We start from the raw sequence: 15,908 nt of genomic DNA on the forward strand, positions 1-15,908 counted from the left end.
CCGGAGCGGCCCCTCGCTGCCCCGCCGCGCCGGGTCAGGAGAAGTGCGTCCGCGGCCGGGCGAGGCGTTCCCCGTCCACGACCAGGTCGACCTTCTCGTTGTAGAAGGCCACCAGCCCGGCGATCGGCAGCAGTGCCGCGGTGGGGAAGTCGTACGACCAGGCCAGGTCCGGGTGGACCCGGTCCCCGGCGCGCACCGACCAGTAGCCGCTGGTGCGGCCCTTGTACGGGCAGGCCGTCCGGGTCTGCGACGGCACCAGGTGTCGGAAGCGCACGTCCGTGCGGCTCAGGTAGTAGCGGGTCGGCAGGCCGGTCTCGAAGACCAGCACCGGCGAGGTCGACTCGGCCAGCACCGTCCCGTCCAGTTCGACCCGGACGTGCCGGGTGGAGCGCAGCGCGTCCACCCGGGAGTACGGGCTGCGCGGGTGCACGAAGACCTCCTCGTCCTCCTCGAACCAGGCGTCCAGCGCCGACCAGTCGAAGCGGATCGTGTCCGCCAGCCCGGGCGGCGCGTCGGCGCCGTACCACCGGGCGCAGCCGGCCCGGGTGACCTCGCCGACCCGCAGTCCGTGCAGCCGCGCGGCGCCACGCCGGGTCTCCTCGGTGCGTCCCTCGTCGACCAGCAGGCCCGGGCGCACGTCGGCCGCCGGCACGTAGTACTGCGGATAGGGCGGCCACTCCCAGACGTACCGGGCGCGGGTGGTGTCCAGCACCAGCTCGCCGGCCAGGAAGGCGCGGATCCGGCGGGGCGCCGGCTCGATCCGGCCGACCTCGGCGGCCGGCCGCGGGTAGTCGGACACGGTGTCTCCTCCCGGTGAAAATGTGCGGCGGACGGTTCAACGAGCCGATGTGACCTGGGGCACCTTCGGTGGCGGCGGGAATGAGATCGGCCGTCGGGGATTTGCTGCCAGGTGTGACCACTGCGCAGTCCACACCCGCCCCGACCGTCGAGACACCCGGTGACCTGATGAGCCGCGGGCAGCAGCTGCGCCTCGTGCTGGTGCTCGGCTCACTCATCGCGATCGGGCCGCTGACCATCGACATGTACCTGCCCGCGCTGCCCGCCATCACCGCCGACCTGGAGACCACCTCGGCGGCCGTGCAGCTCACCCTCACCGGCACCCTCGCCGGGCTGGCCCTCGGTCAACTGCTGATCGGCCCGCTCTCCGACGCGGTGGGCCGGCGCCTGCCGCTGCTCGCCGGGATCGCGCTGCACATCCTGGCCTCGCTGCTCTGCGTGGTCGCGCCGACCGTCCAGGTGGTGGGCGTGCTCCGGGTGCTCCAGGGGCTGGGCGTGGCGGCCACCTCGGTGGTCGCGATGGCCGTGGTCCGCGACCTGTTCAGCGGCGCCGCCTTCGCCCGGCTGTTCTCCCGGCTCATGCTGGTGATGGGCGCGGCGCCGATCCTCGCGCCCACCCTCGGCTCCGCGCTGCTCCGCTGGTCGGACTGGCGGGGCGTGTTCGTGGCCCTCGCCGTCTTCGGGCTCCTGCTGGTCGTGGTCGCGGCGGTCGGGCTCCGGGAGACCCTGCCGCCGGAGCGCCGCCGGCACGGCGGCGTCGCCGCCGTCGGCCGGGACTACCGTGCGCTGCTGCGGGACCGGACGTTCGTCGGACTCGTGCTGGTCGCCGGGCTCGCCATGGCGGCGCTGTTCGCGTACGTGGCCGGGTCGTCGTTCGTCTTCCAGCAGCGGTACGGGCTGGACGAGCAGCAGTTCGGGCTGGCGTTCGGCGCCGGCGCGGTCGGGCTCATCACCGCCACCCAGCTCAACGTGCGACTGCTGCGCCGGTACACCCCGCAGCGGATCCTGGTCGCCGCGCTCACCGTCGGCACCGGGGCCGGGCTGGTGCTGGTGAGCTTCGCCGCCACCGGCGTCGGCGGCCTGCCGGCCGTGCTGGCCTCCCTCTGGGTGGTGCTCGCCGCGGCCGGACTCGCCATGCCGAACGCGCCGGCCCTGGCGCTGTCCCGGCACGGCGAGGCGGCCGGCACCGCCGCCGCGTTGCTGGGCGCCGTCCAGTTCGGCGTCGGCGCGCTCGCCGCTCCGCTGGTGGGGGTGCTCGGCACCGGCAGCGTGGCGATGGCCGCGGTGGTCGCCGGTGGCATGGCGGTGGCCCTGGTCGTGCTGCTCACCGTGGTCCGGCCGGCGCGCCTGGCCGAGATCGAGCCGGCTGCGGTCGCCGTCGCCGTGCACTGACCCCGAGCGGCGGCCCGCCGTTGCCACTGCGGCGGCGGGCCGACGGATAGGGTCGGGACCGTGCGGACCAAGCAGGAGCTGGGGGCGGCGATCCGGGAGCGGCGGCGGGCGGCGCTGGTCGTCAACGCGCACTCCCGCCGGGGCCGGCGGCTCTACGACACCGTCCACTCCCGACTGCTCGCGGCGGGCTTCGCACTGCTCGGCGCGTATCCGGTGCACCGGCCCGGCGAGCTGGACCGGGTGCTCGCCGAGGCCGCCGACCTCGGGCCGGACCTGCTGGTCGCGGGCGGCGGTGACGGCACCATCGGCGCGGCCGCCCGGCTGCTCGCCCACCGGGACATGGCGCTGGGCCTCCTGCCGCTGGGCACCACCAACAACTTCGCCCGCACCGTCGGCGTCCCGCTCGACCTCGACGCCGCCGTCGGCCTGTTCACCGACGGCAAGGTGATCGACGTCGACCTGGGGCTCATCGGCGACACCCGGTTCACCAACCACGTCGGGATCGGGCTGTCGGCCGACATCATGCTGACCGCGCCGCCCCGGCTGAAACGGGTGGTCGGGCGACTCGCGTACCCGCTGACCGCGCTGGGGCTGCTGGCCCGGCACCGGCCGCTGCGGGTCACCGTGCGCGCCGAGGGGCGGGAGCACGGCTTCGACACCCACCAGGTGTACGTCGCCAACGGCGGCTTCCACGCCGGCCGGCCGATCACCGCGGACGCCAACGCCGACGACCGGCTGCTGGTCGCGTACCCGGTGGGCGGGCCGACCCGGCGTGGCCTGCTGCGCGAGACGGCGCGCAACGCGGCCGCCGGGCACCGCCGGACCCTCGGTGACGAGCCGTTCCTGGCGGTCCGCCAGCTCTGGCTGGAGACGGACCGGCCCGCGCGGATCGAGGTCGACGGCGAGCCCTACGGTCAGACGCCGGTGCGCATCGGGCTCGACCCGAACGCGCTGCGCCTCATGGCCGCGGCGGACAGCCCGGACCACTGAACGGTCAGTCCCGGCGGTCCTCGTCCGGGGTCGGGATCTCCTGGTTCTGCTCCACCGCGTCGGCGGCCGTGAGGTCGCCGCGCACCGCGTCGGGCAGGCCGGTGGCGTCGCTGGGCGGGACCAGCACGCCCTGCTCGGCCAGGTCCGCCTCGGTCGCCTCGGGCACCGCGTCCGCGATCGTGTCCGGCGGGCCGACCACCGTCTCGTCCTGCCGCTGCTCCTGCGCGTCGGCCTCCGGGGGCCGGCGCAGCGGATCCTCGTCGCCGATGCTCATCGCGGTCCCCGGCCCGTCACCGGCTGCGCTGGACGTACGGCGCGGTCTGGTCGGCCACCTCGCCGTACTCGGTGGGAAGCTGGGCGACCACGTCCTCGTAGCCGGCGGGGTCGACGGCGTCGCGGAGCACGTCGAACACGGCGGTCACCCCGTCCTTGGCCCGGTCCACGTCGACGTCGGCGCGCTCGCTGACCCGCTCCACGAACGCGTCGAGCCCGAACCGCTCGCCGGTCTCGCTGCCGCCGAACGCGTACGCCCGCAGCGCCTCGGGGAGCCGGTCGGCCAGGTCCCGGGCCTCCCCGCCGTCGATCCGTTCCGCCAGTGTGGTCAACGTGGCTCTCGTGACGGCCGTGGCCTGCTCCGACGACATGCCGCAGCGCTTCGCCACCGCGCCGATGAACTCGTCCTGGTTCACCTCGACGCCTCCCTCTCGGCTGGAAGATGCCGTCTTCCCGCGCTCCGCCGCCGCAAACGATCCGGCGGCCCCGGCGCACCGGGGCCGCCGTCGACCGACCGTCAGCGGTAGACGTGCACCGGCGTGCCGATGCGGATGGTGGCCCAGAGCCGGTCCATCGCGGGGACGGGCACCCGGACGCACCCGTGGCTGGCCGGGTAGGTGGGCACGGAGGTGGCGCCGTGCACCGCGTAGCCCCGGTAGAAGTAGTTCGGCCGCCACAGCAGGCCGAGGTCGCTCTGCCGCCAGCCGTCGATGCGCCGCTGCACCGTCCAGTTGCCGGTCGGCGTGGGGGTGCTGGCCTTGCCGCTGGAGGCGTCCAGGATGCGGACCACCACCCCGTTCCTGGCCAGGTAGACCACCTGCCGGGCGAGGTTGGCCTCCACCGAGTAGCCGGGGTGGGTGTACTTCGGTTTCGGGACGACCGGACGGTCGAGCGCCGCCCAGGTGCGCGGCCCCACGATGCCGTCGCGGGCCAGGCCGTTGACCTTCTGGAAGGCGACGACCGCGTGGTGCGTGGACGGCCCGAAGATGCCGTCCACCCCGCCCACGTCGTAGCGCAGGGCGGTGAGCCGCGCCTGCAGCGTGGTGACCGCGGCGCCCCGGGAGCCCTGCCGCAGGGTCGGCCTGCTGGTGGCGGCGAGCGTGACGGCCGTGGCGGTGACCGGGGCGGCCGACGCGGCCGGGGCGGCCGACGCCGGGGCGGCGGTGGCCGGGCCGGCCGCGCCGGCCAGGCCGGCGGCGACCAGGAGGGCCGTCCCGAACACGGCGGGATGGCGGTGGCGCCTGGTGTGTGACGAGACGGGAATCATCGTCCCTCCCTTCCGAACTCCTACCCGGAAGGTAGTTCGCGGAAGGGGAAAAGTCTGCGCCTTCGTCCGGTTCCGGCCCGATCAGGCGACCCGGGGCGCCGGCAGGGACGGCAGGGCCACGCGCCGGGCCGTACCCGAGACGTCGCCCGTGCGTTCGACGGACGGCTCCGGGGCCACGCCCTCGACGGCGACCGTTCCCGGCCCGGCCGGGTCGCTCCCGTCGCCGGCGGCGCGGACGGCGGTGAGCAGCGCGACCAGCCGGTCCACGTCGTCGGCGGGCATCCGGAACGAGCCGCGGCACGTCGTGCCGCTCCACAGCGACAGCACCACGGCGCCACGGTCGGGGTGGTAGCTGACCCGCAGCGTCCGGTCCTCGCCGCGCAGGTCGGTGAACAGGTCCCCGAAGCTGGGCATCGGTCGCACCTCTCCCATCCACCCAGGATGCCCCGTCGCGGAGCCCGGTGGAAGGGCTCGCCGTGCCGGCCGCCGGGGGCGGGGGTAGCGTGCAGCGCGGAAACGCGCAGCGCAGGGAGGTCCGGACAGTGCAGACGACGACCGTGGACGTGCCGACCGGCGACGGGGTGGCGGACGCCCTCCTCGCCCGACCCGACGGGGACGGGCCCTTCCCGGCGGTCCTGATCTTCATGGACGCGTTCGGGCTCCGGCCCAGGATGGCCGAGATGGCCGAGACGATCGCCGCCCGCGGCTACGTGGTGCTGGTGCCGAACCTGTTCCACCGCTTCGGCCGCGCCCCGCTGGTCGACCTCTCCGGCCTGCACGACGAGAACCGGCGCGGCGAGCTGTTCGAGAAGATCTCCCCGATGATCGGCGCGCTGACTCCGGACGTCATCGCCCGGGACACCACCGCCTACCTGGACTTCCTCGCCGCGCAGCCCGGCGTCGCGCCCGGCCCCGCGGCCGTCACCGGCTACTGCATGGGCGGCACCAACGCCCTGCGGGCCGCCGAGGCGCATCCGGACCGGATCGCCGCGGTGGCCGCCTTCCACGCCGGGCGCGTGGTGACCGACGCCCCGGACAGCCCGCACCTGGGTGTCGGCGCGGTCACCGGCGAGCTGTACTTCGGCCACGCCGACCAGGACCCGTCGATGACCGCCGAGCAGATCGCCACCCTGGAGAAGGCCCTGGACGCGGCCGGCGTCACCTACCGCTCGGAGGTCTACGCCGGGGCTCGCCACGGCTACACCCAGGCCGACACGCCGATGTACGACGAGGCGGCCACCGAGCGGCACTGGGCCGCCCTGTTCGACCTGCTCGACCGCACCTTCCGGCGCTGACCCCGGCCGCCGGCGGGGTGGCGGCCGGCGGCCAGAATGGTGCGGTGGACACCGATCTGCTGCCGATGATCGCCGCCGAGCGGCGCCGGACCGCCGACCTGATCGACTCGCTCACTCCGGCGCAGCTGGACACCCCGAGCCTCTGCGGCTCGTGGACGGTGCGGGAGGTCGCCGGGCACCTGGTGTCGCCGCTTGTCGGGTCACCGTGGACGCTCCTGCCGCTGGTGCTGCGCGCCGGTTTCCGGCTGCACGTGGCCAACGCGCGGCTGGCCCAGCAGGTGGCCCGGAGACCCGCCGCCGAGCTGGCCGCGGCCCTCCGCGAGCACGCGGAGCACCGGTTCCGGCCGCCCGTCGTCGGATACTTCGGCCAGCTCACCGACCTCCAGGTGCACGGGCTCGACATCCGCCGGCCGCTCGGCCTCCCCGCCGACCTGGACCCCGACCGGGTGCGCACCTCGCTGGACTTCCTGGCCGGTGGCCGGGCGGTCGGCTTCGTCGACCGGCGCCGGGTGGCCGGGCTGCGGTTCGAGGCCACCGACCTGGGCTGGGCGTCCGGGACCGGGCCGGTGGTGCGGGGCACCGGCGAGGCGATGCTGCTGACGCTGACCGGTCGCCGGGTGGCCCTGCCGGAACTGGACGGTGACGGCGTCGCGGTGCTGGCCGGCCGCTGGGCCGGCTGACGACGCGCAGAACCGGCCGGCGGCGCACCCGCGCCGCAACGCGGACGATTCACCCGCGCCGCGCCGGGTAACCGCCGCCATGGCCGACGAGCGTCCCGACACCGCCCGCTCGCCTCTCGACCAGGCTGCCGAGCGCGCCGGGCGGGAGCTGGCCCACGTCCGCGCCGAGGGCTTCGCGGCGGGCCGGCAGCGGCTGCGCCAGTTGGAGGTCACCATCGTGATCGCCGTCCAGGCCGGGCTGGCCGCGGCGCTCGCCGCGCTGCTCGCCCAGCGCCTGCTCGGTCCCGGCGCGCACGTCTTCGCACCGGCCGCCGCGGTCGGCACCATCGCCACCGCCATCGGCCAGCGGGCCCGGCGCACCTTCGAGCTGCTGATCGGGGTGGGGCTCGGCATCGTGGTCGGCGACGTGCTGCGCGACCTGCTCGGCTCCGGGTACTGGCAGACCGGCCTGGTGGTGACCCTGGCCATCGCGACCGCGCTGCTGGTCGCCGGGCGCGGCGGCGCCCTGGTCGGCCAGGCCGGCGGTACGGCCGTGCTGATCGCCACCCTCGCCCCGGTCGAACCCGGTCTGGAGCTGCCCCGGATCTTCGACGCGCTGGTCGGCGGCCTGGTCGGCCTGTTCGTGGTGGCGCTGCTGCTGCCGGTCAACCCGCTGCGCGTGCTGGACCGGGCGACCGGGCCGGTCGTCACCGCGCTCACCACCGAACTCGACGCCGTCGCCCGGGCGCTGGCCACCCGGGACGCCGACGCGGCCGTCCGCTCGCTGGAGCGGATGCGGGGCCTCGACGCCGACGTGGGGCGGCTCAACGACGCGCTCAGCGGGGCCGAGGAGGTGGTCACCCTGGCGCCGGTCCGCTGGCGCCGGCGCGCCCAGTTCCACCGGTACGCGACCGCCGCGCAACACCTGGAGCGGGTGATCCTCTACGCCCGCTCGGTGGCCCGCCGCTCCGCCACCGCCCTGCAGTACGGCGAGCCCATCCCGCCGACCCTGGCCCACGCCGTGAGCCGCCTCAGCGAGGCCGTCCGCGTGATGCGCCGCGAGTGCCGGGACGGCGAGGACCTGACCGACACCCGCCGGCTGGTCCGGGAGAGCGCCGAGCTGGCCGGCCGGGCCTGGGCGCGGGGGGTCCGCTCCTACGGCGACGGTGTCGTCACCGACCTGCGTACCGCCGACAGCGAGGTGCTGCGGGCCACCGGGTGCGACCCGGACGACGCCAACCGGATGGTGCGCACGGCCGCCGGGGCGGGCGAGGCGGAACTGCGCCCGCCGCTGCGGGCCCGCATGGCCCGGGCGGTTCCCCGTGACGCGCGGGCCCGGCGGCGAACCCGGGTGGCCCGGCGTCGCCGTAACAACCCCGACGCGCTCCACCCGCCGACGCGCACACCCCACCCGACCTGATACCGACCTGCGGCGAACCGGAGCCACCGGCCGGGAAGTGGCCGCTCCCACGCACCGCTCCCGCTGGCTAGCGTCGGCCCATGAGCATCGACCGCGCAGAGCTGCCCCGGCGCTTCGCCGCGCTGACCACGGCCCACGTGGCCGACGCCTGCCTGCGGGCCTCCGTCCCGGTGCGCTGCGCACCGGCCGGCGTCCGTCCCGTGCTGTCCGGCGGCCGGCTGGCCGGCCGGGTGCTGCCGTCCCGGCACGTCGGCAGCGTCGACATCTTCCTCGAGGCGATCGATCGGGCCGCGCCTGGCGACGTGCTGGTGGTGGACAACGACGGGCGCACCGACGAGGCGTGCGTCGGCGACCTCGTGGTGCTGGAGGCGCGGGCCGCCGGGCTGGCCGGCCTGGTGGTCTGGGGCCTGCACCGGGACACCGCCGACATCCGGGCGGTCGGGCTGCCGGTGTTCAGCCTGGGCGCCACGCCCACCGGCCCACAGCGGCTGGACCCGCGGCCGGTCGAGGCGCTGGCCTCGGCGCGGGTCGGGCGGTGGACGGTCGACCCCGGCGACGTGGCCCTGGCCGACGAGGACGGGGTGCTGTTCGTGCCGGCCGGCCGGGCCGGCGAGCTGTTCGACCTCGCCGAGTCCATCCGGGACACCGAGCGGCGGCAGGCCGACCGGATCCGGGCCGGTGAGCCGCTGCGGGCGCAGGTCGGGTTCGGGGCGTACCTGGCGGGCCGGGCGGACAACCCGGTGCTGACCTTCCGGGAGCACCTGCGCGCGGTGGGCGGCGCCATCGAGGAGTGAGACCGGCCGGCGCTCAGGCGCCGCGGGCCCACAGGGCCAGGCGTACCCGGTTGGGGCTGTCCGTCTTGGTCATGAGGCTGGTGATGTGGGTCTTGACCGTGGTGACGCCGATGTGCAGCCGGTCGGCGATCTCGGTGTTGGACAGGCCCTCGGCCACCAGGTTCAGCACGTCCCGCTCGCGGGTGGTCAGGCCGTGCGCCGGCCGCGGCGCGTCGGCGCGGGCGTGCACCGCCCGCTGGACCAGCCGCCGCAGCACCTCCGGGCTGAACGGGCTGTCCCCGGCGGCCGCCCGGCGGATGCCGTCGAGCAGGTCGGCGGGGGGTGCGTCCTTGAGCAGGAACCCGCAGGCGCCCGCGGTCAGCGCGGGGTAGAGGTGGTCGTCGTCGCCGAACGTGGTGAGCACCAGCACCCGGGTGGCGGGACGCTCGGCGAGGATCCGGCTGGTCGCCGTGATGCCGTCGACACCGGGCATCCGCAGGTCCATCACGACCACGTCGGGCAGCAGCCGCGCGGCGAGGTTGATCGCGTCCCGGCCGTTGTCGGCCTCGCCGACCACCGCCAGGTCGGGCTGGGCGTCGCAGAGCATGCGCAGGCCGGCGCGGATGAGGTGCTGGTCGTCGACCAGCAGGACGCGGATCACGCCGGCTCCGGCGCGTGCGGGCCGGCGGGCCGCGGGCGGGGCGCCACCGGATCCGGCGGGCGGGCCGCTGAGTCGGGCGGCCCCTCCGGTGCGGGGACCCCGGCCGGCAGGACCGTCCGGACCCGCCAGCCGGCGCCGCTGGGGCCGGCCTCCAGCCGCCCGCCCAGCACCTCGACCCGTTCCCGCATCCCGGTGAGGCCGTGGCCGCCGCCGGCCGGCACCGCGGCGGGCGCCGGCCCCCGACCGTCGTCGGACACCTCCCAGTGGACGGCGCCGTCGACCACCGCCACGGTCAGCCGGGCCTGCGCCGCGGTGCCGGCGTGCTTGGCCACGTTGGTCAGCGCCTCCTGGGTCAGGCGCAGGACCGCCTGGCCGCGCACCGCGTCCAGCGTCCCGACCGCCGGGTCGACGTCGGCCTCGACGGTGACGCCCGCCTGCCGGGCCCGGTCCACCGCCGCGCCCAGCGCCGCCGGGACCGCCGACGGCTCGATCGCGGTCAGCGCGGCGTCGCGGACCCCGGCGGGGTCGCGCAGCACCGCCACCAGGCGCCGCAGGTCGTCCAGCGCGGCCGCCCCGGTGCCGTGCACGTCGTCGAACACCTCGCTCACCCGCGGATCCAGGTCCGGGAGCACGTGCCGGGCCACGCCGACCCGCAGCACCATCGACGCGACGTGGTGCGCCACCACGTCGTGCAGTTCCCGGGCGATGGCGCTGCGCTCGTCGGCGCGGGCGGCGCGGCTCTCCGACTCCCGGCGGCGCTGCTCCGCGGCGGCCCGCTCCTCGGCCTGCCGGGCCAGCTCCCGGCTGGTGCGGATGAGCAGGCCGAGAAGCAGCGGCACGCCGACCTCGACGGTCAGCCCGAACACCCCGGACAGCATCCGGCGGACCGGGTCACCGATCGAGTCGGTCAGGTCGACCGCGACCAGCAGCCCGGCCGCCAGCCAGATGGTGCGGGACCGCTCGGCCCGCATGACCAGCTCCAGCAGCGCCCAGCTGGCGCCGACCTGGTTGATCGTCGTGTCGTCGACCAGCGTGAAGGCGACCGCCAGCAGCGCGGCCTGCGCCACCAGGTTCACCAGCGGCCGACGGTGGAACAGCGGGGCGGCGGCGAACGCGGTCAGGGCCAGCGCCCACTGCGTGGTCGTCGGCGACTGGTGGCCCTGGGCGCCGACCACCAGGTAACCCAGGCCGCTGAGATCCAGCAGCAGCATCCGCGCGAGCGTGTCCCGCGTATCGAACAGCCGACTGACCGAGCCCACGACGCCAGCCTAGGCGGTGCGGCCGGCGGCCGGCGGGGCCGCCCGCCGGGCCCACGCGGCGCGCGGTCCGCGGCGGACGGCCGGGCCGGTGCCGGTCATGCGACCACCACCACCGGCTCCGGCCGGCGCTGCGCACGGGCCAGGACCGCGCCGGCGGCGGTCGCCGTCGCCGCCACCAGGGCCGCCGCAACGGCCAGGGTGAGCGCGTCCGGGCGCAGCAGCGGCTGGCCGCGCAGCGCCTGCCAGGTGAGCAGGAGCGTGGCCCCGCCGTACGCCACGCCGGCGACGAGCACCAGGCGGGCGCGGGCCCGCTCGTCCAGCCGGGTGCGGAGGAAGCGGTTGAGCAGGATGGCCAGCAGCGGCAGCGCCTGGAGGGCGTGCAGCCCGACGAAGTGCCCGATCCGCAGGTCACCGCCGGTGGTGCTCCAGCCGACCAGCGGCAGCCCCGGCCCGCCGTCCGCCACGCCGACGCTGTGCGCCCCGCTGATCCCCTCGGCCGCCGAGTCGGGCGTGCGGGTCACCATCGGCACGGCCACCAGCATGCCGAGCAGGGACAGGCCGAGGCCCAGCCGGACGGCGTACCCGGCGGCCCGGTCCGCCGCGCGTCCCAGGAGCGCCACGATCCCGATCACCAGCTGGGCGACGAAGAGCACCATGATCGCCGCGCCCATGGCCGAAAAAAGGGCGGCGTTCAGCGGGGTGGTGCCGTTGAAGTGGCTGGTGGTGCCGCGCAGCACCTGCATGACGATGATCGCCATCTCCACCACGGCCACCGCGACGATCAGGGTGGCCGCCCACTCGGCGACCCGGCTGCGGCGCGGCAGCAGGGTGAGCATCCAGGCGAGGGTGATGCCGTACAGCACGAACGAGACGGCGAACTTCAGGGGCTTGAGCCAGATCGGCGCGCCGGTGAGCACCCGCGGGTCGGCCACGACGCCGACCGCCGCGACGACGGTGAGCGCCGCCATCGCCACGACGAAGAGCACGAGGGGGCGGTGCCAGCGGGCCGCCCGGTTCAACACGGTAGTCATGCCTGTAGATGCTGGTGGCCCGGCCGCCCGGTCGCGCCCGACCGGAGGCCCCGATGCCGGCCGCAGGTCGGAGGCGCGCCTCCTACCCGGGGAGGAGGCGGCGCGCGAACGCCGCGTACGTGGGCCCGTCGGCCCGGTCGAGGACGGCGAAGGTGACCTGGTCGAACCAACCCGGCGCGTCGGCCAGGGCGGTCGCGAACGCGTCGGCCACGGTGCCGGGGTCGTTGCGGAACACCCCGCAGCCCCAGGCGCCGAGCACGAGCCGCCGGTGCCCGTGCGCGGCCGCGACGGCGAGCACCCGTCGTGCCCGGGTACGCAGCGCGGGCGCCACCCGGTCGGCGTCGGCGGGCTGCTGGCGCAGCAGGGCACCGCGGTTCGGCGCGGCCGCGATCAGGAACGACACCTCGTGGACGGCGTCGAGCAGTCGCCCCCGGTCGTCGCGGAACACCGGCACCCGGGGCGAATGGATCACCCGGTCGCTGTAGAGCAGGTCCCGCTGCTCCCGGTGGTACGCGTAGAACTCGGGGACGGCCGTCAGGCAGGGGTACAGCGCCGAGGCGCGGGCGACGCTCTCCTCCTGCGCCTGCGCCCCGGTGCGGAAGCCGCCGCCCGGGTTCTTCGCGGAGGCGAAGACCAGCGCGGCCACCGCGCCGTCGGCGGCCAGCCGGCGGGCGGCCGCGAGGGTGCTCTCGCCGGTCACCTCGACCTTCGGGGTGCCACCGCGGGGCGCGGGGGCGGGCAGCGGCTCGTCGGGCAGGTGCAGCCGGGTGCCGGCGACGGCGGCCCGCACCGGCTCGGCGAGCGGGACGGTCCGGCCCTGGCCGTCGACGTACCCGCCGGCGTCGAGGACGGCCAGCGTGTCCGCGGCGAGCGCCCGCAGCCGGGCGCTCACGCCGGGTCGGCGGGCAGGTGCTGGACGAGCTGGACCGGGTTGCCGTCCGGGTCGGCCGTCCAGGCGATGAGCAGCCGGCCCAGCCAGACGTGGGGGGCGGCGAGCGCCGGCGCGCCCGCGGCGGTCAGCGTCGCGTACGCGGCCGCGGTGTCGTCGGTCCAGAGGATCACGGCGGCGCGCTGCCCGCTCGGCACCGGGTCGAGCCCGTGGTCGTCGCGGGTGGACGCCACCGAGGCGATGCCGATCCGGTAGCGGTCCAGTGTCAGGTCGACGTGGATCGGCGTGCCTTCGGCGGGCACCCGGAATGTCTCGGTGAAGCCCAGCCCGGCGTAGAAGGCGGCGGCCCGGGGCACGTCCTCGCTGAACAGGATCACCTGCGGGGTGCGGAACATGGACACCGGTGGACCGTACCGTCAGTCGGGCAGCATGGGCATCTCCAATCCGGGGTCGCGGCCGAGCAGCACCCCGCGGGTCAGCGCCCGCGACCCGAACCGGTCCCGGACCGCGTCCACGGCGGCGTCCAACGCCGGCCCGGCGTCGCGGGCGAACGGCAGGGTGAGCTGCACGTGCCCGTCGTCCAGGTTGCCGACGGCGACCCCGATGAGGGTGACGCCCCGGGTCTCGATCTCCGGGAGCGCGGCCCGCAGCAGCGACCGGGCGGTGGCCCGCAGCGGCCCGGTCTGGGCGGTCGGCTTGTCCAGGGTGTGCGCGCGGGTGGCCCGCGTGTAGTCGGCGAACCGCAGCCGCAGGGTCACCGTGCGGCCGGTGCGCCGGGCCGCCCGCAGCCGCCCGGTCACCCGGTCGACCAGGCCGGCCAGCACGGCGTCCAGCTCGGCGGGGGAGTGCGGCTCCCGGCCCAGCGCGTGCTGCGCGCCCATCGAGGAGCGCCGCCGCCCGACCTGCACGGCGCGCGGGTCCCGGTTGTGGGCGAGGGCGTGCAGGTGGCGGCCGGCGCCAGCGCCGAGCAGCGACACCAGGGTCGGCTCGTCGAGGCGGGCCACCTGCCCGACGGTGCGCAGGCCCCGCTCGCGCAGCTTCGCGGCGGTGACCGGGCCGACGCCCCAGAGCCGCTCCACCGGCAGCGGGTGCAGGAAGGCCAGCTCGCCCTCGGGCGCGACGACCAGCAGCCCGTCCGGCTTGGCCACCCCGCTGGCCACCTTGGCGAGGAACTTGGTCCGGGCCACCCCGACGGTGATCGGCAGGCCGACCTGCCGGCGTACCTCCCGGCGCAGCTCGGCCGCGATCCCGGCGGGTGGGCCGACGAGCCGGCGCAGCCCGCCCACGTCGAGGAACGCCTCGTCGATGCTGAGCCCCTCGACCAGCGGCGTGGTGCGCCGGAAGATCTCGAACACCGCCCGGCTGGCCGCGGTGTAGGCCGCCATCCGGGGCGGCACCACGACGGCGTCCGGGCAGAGCCGCCGGGCCTGCCGGCCACCCATGGCGCTGTGCACCCCGCGCGCCTTGGCCTCGTAGCTGGCGGCGAGGACCACGCCGCCGCCGACGATCACCGGCCGGCCCCGCAGCCGGGGGTCGTCACGCTGCTCGACGGAGGCGTAGAACGCGTCCAGGTCGGCGTGCAGGATGGTGGCCTCGCTCGACACCAGCACATGTTCGCACAGATGTTCGAACGCCGGGCCGGTCAGGGCATGCTGACCGCGAGTTTGCCCAGGGCGCCGGAGAACTCGGTCAGGGCCCGGGGCGCCTCGTCCAGCTCGTAGCGGCGGTCGACCGGCATCCGGACCCGGCCGGCCAGCACGTCGTCGGCGAGCCGGTCGAGCGTCCCGCGCTCCGGCCTGCCGAAGATCGAGATGGCCGCCGGGTGCTGGTCGGGGCCGAAGCCGATGGTGGAGGCCAGCCGCCCGCCGGCGGCGAGCAGCCCCGCCAGCGGCGCGCCCTCGCCGGCCAGGTGCGCCACCGCCGAGACGCCGTCCGGGGCGAGCGCCCGCACCTGCCCGGTCAGGTCGCCGGTGTAGTCGACCACCTCGGCGGCGCCCAGGTCGCGGACGAAGTCGGTGGCCGGGCCCGGGCGGGCCGTCGCGACGACCCGGGCGCCGGCGAGCCGGGCGTACTGCACGGCCAGCGCGCCGACGCCCCCGGTCGCCCCGGCCACCAGCACCGTGTCGCCGGGCCGGACGGCCAGCGCGTCGAGCGTGTCGAGGGCGGTGGCGCCGGCCAGGCCGAGCACGCCCGCCGTGGCGAGCTCGATGCCGTCGGGGACGCGGGCGATGCCGTCCCCACCGCCGGCCGTCACGTACTCGGCCCAGGTGCCGTCGCCCAGGTAGGAGCGCATGAGCACCCCGAACACCGGGTCGCCGACCCGGAACTCGCTGGTGCCGCCAATCGCCTCGACCTCGCCGGCGAAATCCTTGCCGAGCACCACCGGGTACCGGTAGTCCATGGACCCGCGCAGCGCCCCGTCCGCCGCCTTGCGGTCGAAGCCGTTGACCGAGGACGCCCGCACCCGGATGAGCACCTCGTCCGGGCCGGGACTGGGCCGGGCCAGGTCGTCCCGGGCGGTCGGCGCCGCCCCGTCCCGGTCGAGAGTGATCGCCCGCATCGGCTCGTCCCTCCTCCGGCGCCCGTCGGCGCCCGTCGGCCGCCCCGGCCGGGGCGGGTCCCCGGCGCGCCGGCGGCTACACCCGGCCTGCGCGGCGGGTCAGGCCCCGCGGGCGCGGGGCCGGCGGGACAGCGAACTCGGCGCGTTCACGCCGGCGTCGTCACTCACGCTCATCCCCAGCCGCTCGACCAGCTCCCCGCCCAGCCAGCCGGTGAAGCCGGCCAGCACGATGCCGGCGAAGCTGCAGATCAACGCGCCGGCGTTCGGCTCCCAGTTGTCCGCTCCCAGGCGCAGCAGCCAGCTGATCGCGAACAGCACCACCACGACGACGTTGCCCAGGCCGTGCGTCGCGCCGACCCGCTTGGCGCGGGTGCCGGCCGGGATGGCCCGCCAGTCGATCAGGCCGAACACCGCCGCGACCAGCCCGCCGATGACGCCGGCGGCGATGGTGTACGCGGCGGAGACCTGGAAGCCCGTCCGGTCGGTGATCAGGTACAGGATGTCGAAGATCACCGCGGTGGCGAGCAGGCCGAGCGGGAACACGATCAGGGTGGGATGGATGGCGTGCCCCATCGCCTTCGCGCGACTCTCCATGCCGGTCCTTCCTTGTCGGCCCCAGGCGCGCCCGGTTTCCCCGTCCG

At 76.4% G+C, this 15,908-nt stretch carries 19 protein-coding genes; 6 read left to right on the top strand and 13 right to left on the bottom strand.

Annotated elements, in window-relative coordinates; genetic code table 11:
* Nucleotides 1–34: 34 nt before the first annotated feature.
* The gene (locus RMN56_RS25715) at nt 35–799 is read right to left on the bottom strand and encodes a DUF427 domain-containing protein (protein WP_313720143.1); all 765 of its coding nucleotides are present in this window, start codon (nt 797–799) and stop codon (nt 35–37) included.
* 167 nt (nt 800–966) lie between these two features.
* Between RMN56_RS25715 and RMN56_RS25720 the strand changes: the two genes are divergently transcribed.
* The gene (locus RMN56_RS25720; protein WP_313724859.1) at nt 967–2,190 is read left to right on the top strand and encodes a multidrug effflux MFS transporter; all 1,224 of its coding nucleotides are present in this window, start codon (nt 967–969) and stop codon (nt 2,188–2,190) included.
* A gap of 60 nt (nt 2,191–2,250) precedes the next feature.
* Nucleotides 2,251–3,180, top strand: coding sequence for a diacylglycerol/lipid kinase family protein (locus tag RMN56_RS25725; RefSeq protein ID WP_313720144.1), 930 nt, complete (start codon nt 2,251–2,253; stop codon nt 3,178–3,180).
* A 4-nt stretch (nt 3,181–3,184) separates the two neighbouring features.
* Here the strand turns inward: RMN56_RS25725 and RMN56_RS25730 are convergent, their stop codons facing one another.
* The 4 genes from RMN56_RS25730 to RMN56_RS25745 all read right to left on the bottom strand — a co-directional run bounded on the left by RMN56_RS25730 (nt 3,185) and on the right by RMN56_RS25745 (nt 5,134).
* Nucleotides 3,185–3,454 (bottom strand): hypothetical protein, encoded by a 270-nt coding sequence (locus tag RMN56_RS25730; protein WP_313720145.1) that lies wholly within the window; start codon nt 3,452–3,454, stop codon nt 3,185–3,187.
* A gap of 16 nt (nt 3,455–3,470) precedes the next feature.
* Entirely contained in the window at nt 3,471–3,869 is a 399-nt protein-coding gene (locus RMN56_RS25735) for a DUF2267 domain-containing protein (RefSeq protein ID WP_313720146.1), read from the bottom strand.
* A gap of 101 nt (nt 3,870–3,970) precedes the next feature.
* Nucleotides 3,971–4,675, bottom strand: a complete 705-nt coding sequence (locus tag RMN56_RS25740; protein ID WP_313720148.1) for a L,D-transpeptidase family protein — start codon at nt 4,673–4,675, stop codon at nt 3,971–3,973.
* A gap of 126 nt (nt 4,676–4,801) precedes the next feature.
* The gene (locus RMN56_RS25745; protein ID WP_313720149.1) at nt 4,802–5,134 is read right to left on the bottom strand and encodes a hypothetical protein; all 333 of its coding nucleotides are present in this window, start codon (nt 5,132–5,134) and stop codon (nt 4,802–4,804) included.
* A 128-nt stretch (nt 5,135–5,262) separates the two neighbouring features.
* Here RMN56_RS25745 and RMN56_RS25750 point away from each other — a divergent pair, with 128 nt between their 5' ends.
* The 4 genes from RMN56_RS25750 to RMN56_RS25765 all read left to right on the top strand — a co-directional run bounded on the left by RMN56_RS25750 (nt 5,263) and on the right by RMN56_RS25765 (nt 8,888).
* On the top strand, nt 5,263–6,015 hold the full coding sequence (locus RMN56_RS25750) for a dienelactone hydrolase family protein (protein WP_313720150.1): 753 nt from the start codon (nt 5,263–5,265) through the stop codon (nt 6,013–6,015).
* 44 nt (nt 6,016–6,059) lie between these two features.
* Entirely contained in the window at nt 6,060–6,695 is a 636-nt protein-coding gene (locus RMN56_RS25755; protein WP_313720152.1) for a maleylpyruvate isomerase family mycothiol-dependent enzyme, read from the top strand.
* A 79-nt stretch (nt 6,696–6,774) separates the two neighbouring features.
* Entirely contained in the window at nt 6,775–8,094 is a 1,320-nt protein-coding gene (locus RMN56_RS25760; protein ID WP_313720154.1) for an FUSC family protein, read from the top strand.
* An 80-nt stretch (nt 8,095–8,174) separates the two neighbouring features.
* On the top strand, nt 8,175–8,888 hold the full coding sequence (locus tag RMN56_RS25765) for an RraA family protein (RefSeq protein WP_313720156.1): 714 nt from the start codon (nt 8,175–8,177) through the stop codon (nt 8,886–8,888).
* Nucleotides 8,889–8,901: 13 nt separating this feature from the next.
* Here RMN56_RS25765 and RMN56_RS25770 read toward each other — a convergent pair whose 3' ends face one another.
* From RMN56_RS25770 to RMN56_RS25805, 8 genes are all read right to left on the bottom strand, one after another.
* The gene (locus RMN56_RS25770) at nt 8,902–9,528 is read right to left on the bottom strand and encodes a response regulator (RefSeq protein ID WP_313720157.1); all 627 of its coding nucleotides are present in this window, start codon (nt 9,526–9,528) and stop codon (nt 8,902–8,904) included.
* On the bottom strand, nt 9,525–10,787 hold the full coding sequence (locus tag RMN56_RS25775) for a sensor histidine kinase (RefSeq protein WP_313720159.1): 1,263 nt from the start codon (nt 10,785–10,787) through the stop codon (nt 9,525–9,527). The genes RMN56_RS25770 and RMN56_RS25775 overlap by 4 nt, the downstream gene beginning before the upstream one ends.
* Before the next feature lie 95 nt (nt 10,788–10,882).
* Nucleotides 10,883–11,818: a hypothetical protein gene (locus RMN56_RS25780; protein WP_313720161.1), complete on the bottom strand. Its 936-nt coding sequence runs from the start codon at nt 11,816–11,818 to the stop codon at nt 10,883–10,885.
* Nucleotides 11,819–11,900: 82 nt separating this feature from the next.
* Nucleotides 11,901–12,710: a TIGR02452 family protein gene (locus RMN56_RS25785; protein ID WP_313720163.1), complete on the bottom strand. Its 810-nt coding sequence runs from the start codon at nt 12,708–12,710 to the stop codon at nt 11,901–11,903.
* Nucleotides 12,707–13,102 (bottom strand): VOC family protein, encoded by a 396-nt coding sequence (locus tag RMN56_RS25790; RefSeq protein ID WP_313724860.1) that lies wholly within the window; start codon nt 13,100–13,102, stop codon nt 12,707–12,709. Before RMN56_RS25790 ends, RMN56_RS25785 begins: the two co-directional genes overlap by 4 nt.
* 21 nt (nt 13,103–13,123) lie before the next feature.
* Nucleotides 13,124–14,311 carry a DNA polymerase IV gene (dinB, locus tag RMN56_RS25795; protein ID WP_313720165.1) on the bottom strand — a complete coding sequence of 396 codons (1,188 nt, stop codon included), beginning with the start codon at nt 14,309–14,311 and terminating at the stop codon, nt 13,124–13,126.
* Nucleotides 14,312–14,349: 38 nt separating this feature from the next.
* The gene (locus RMN56_RS25800; RefSeq protein WP_313720167.1) at nt 14,350–15,267 is read right to left on the bottom strand and encodes an NADP-dependent oxidoreductase; all 918 of its coding nucleotides are present in this window, start codon (nt 15,265–15,267) and stop codon (nt 14,350–14,352) included.
* A 99-nt stretch (nt 15,268–15,366) separates the two neighbouring features.
* A complete protein-coding gene (locus tag RMN56_RS25805; RefSeq protein ID WP_313720169.1) occupies nt 15,367–15,861 on the bottom strand; it encodes a DUF2231 domain-containing protein in 495 nt (164 codons plus the stop codon).
* Nucleotides 15,862–15,908 lie beyond the last annotated feature (47 nt).

It is taken from the genome of Micromonospora halotolerans, assembly GCF_032108445.1.
GTDB lineage: Bacteria > Actinomycetota > Actinomycetes > Mycobacteriales > Micromonosporaceae > Micromonospora > Micromonospora halotolerans.

What these genes read in the sequence shown, in the direction of transcription:
- RMN56_RS25805 (WP_313720169.1), bottom strand. Translation starts at nt 15,861, where the DNA reads ATGGAGAGTCGCGCGAAGGCGATGGGGCACGCCATCCATCCCACCCTG.
- RMN56_RS25745 (WP_313720149.1), bottom strand. Translation starts at nt 5,134, where the DNA reads ATGCCCAGCTTCGGGGACCTGTTCACCGACCTGCGCGGCGAGGACCGG.
- RMN56_RS25720 (WP_313724859.1), top strand. Translation starts at nt 967, where the DNA reads ATGAGCCGCGGGCAGCAGCTGCGCCTCGTGCTGGTGCTCGGCTCACTC.
- RMN56_RS25730 (WP_313720145.1), bottom strand. Translation starts at nt 3,454, where the DNA reads ATGAGCATCGGCGACGAGGATCCGCTGCGCCGGCCCCCGGAGGCCGAC.
- RMN56_RS25760 (WP_313720154.1), top strand. Translation starts at nt 6,775, where the DNA reads ATGGCCGACGAGCGTCCCGACACCGCCCGCTCGCCTCTCGACCAGGCT.
- RMN56_RS25790 (WP_313724860.1), bottom strand. Translation starts at nt 13,102, where the DNA reads ATGTTCCGCACCCCGCAGGTGATCCTGTTCAGCGAGGACGTGCCCCGG.
- RMN56_RS25800 (WP_313720167.1), bottom strand. Translation starts at nt 15,267, where the DNA reads ATGCGGGCGATCACTCTCGACCGGGACGGGGCGGCGCCGACCGCCCGG.
- RMN56_RS25780 (WP_313720161.1), bottom strand. Translation starts at nt 11,818, where the DNA reads ATGACTACCGTGTTGAACCGGGCGGCCCGCTGGCACCGCCCCCTCGTG.
- RMN56_RS25765 (WP_313720156.1), top strand. Translation starts at nt 8,175, where the DNA reads ATGAGCATCGACCGCGCAGAGCTGCCCCGGCGCTTCGCCGCGCTGACC.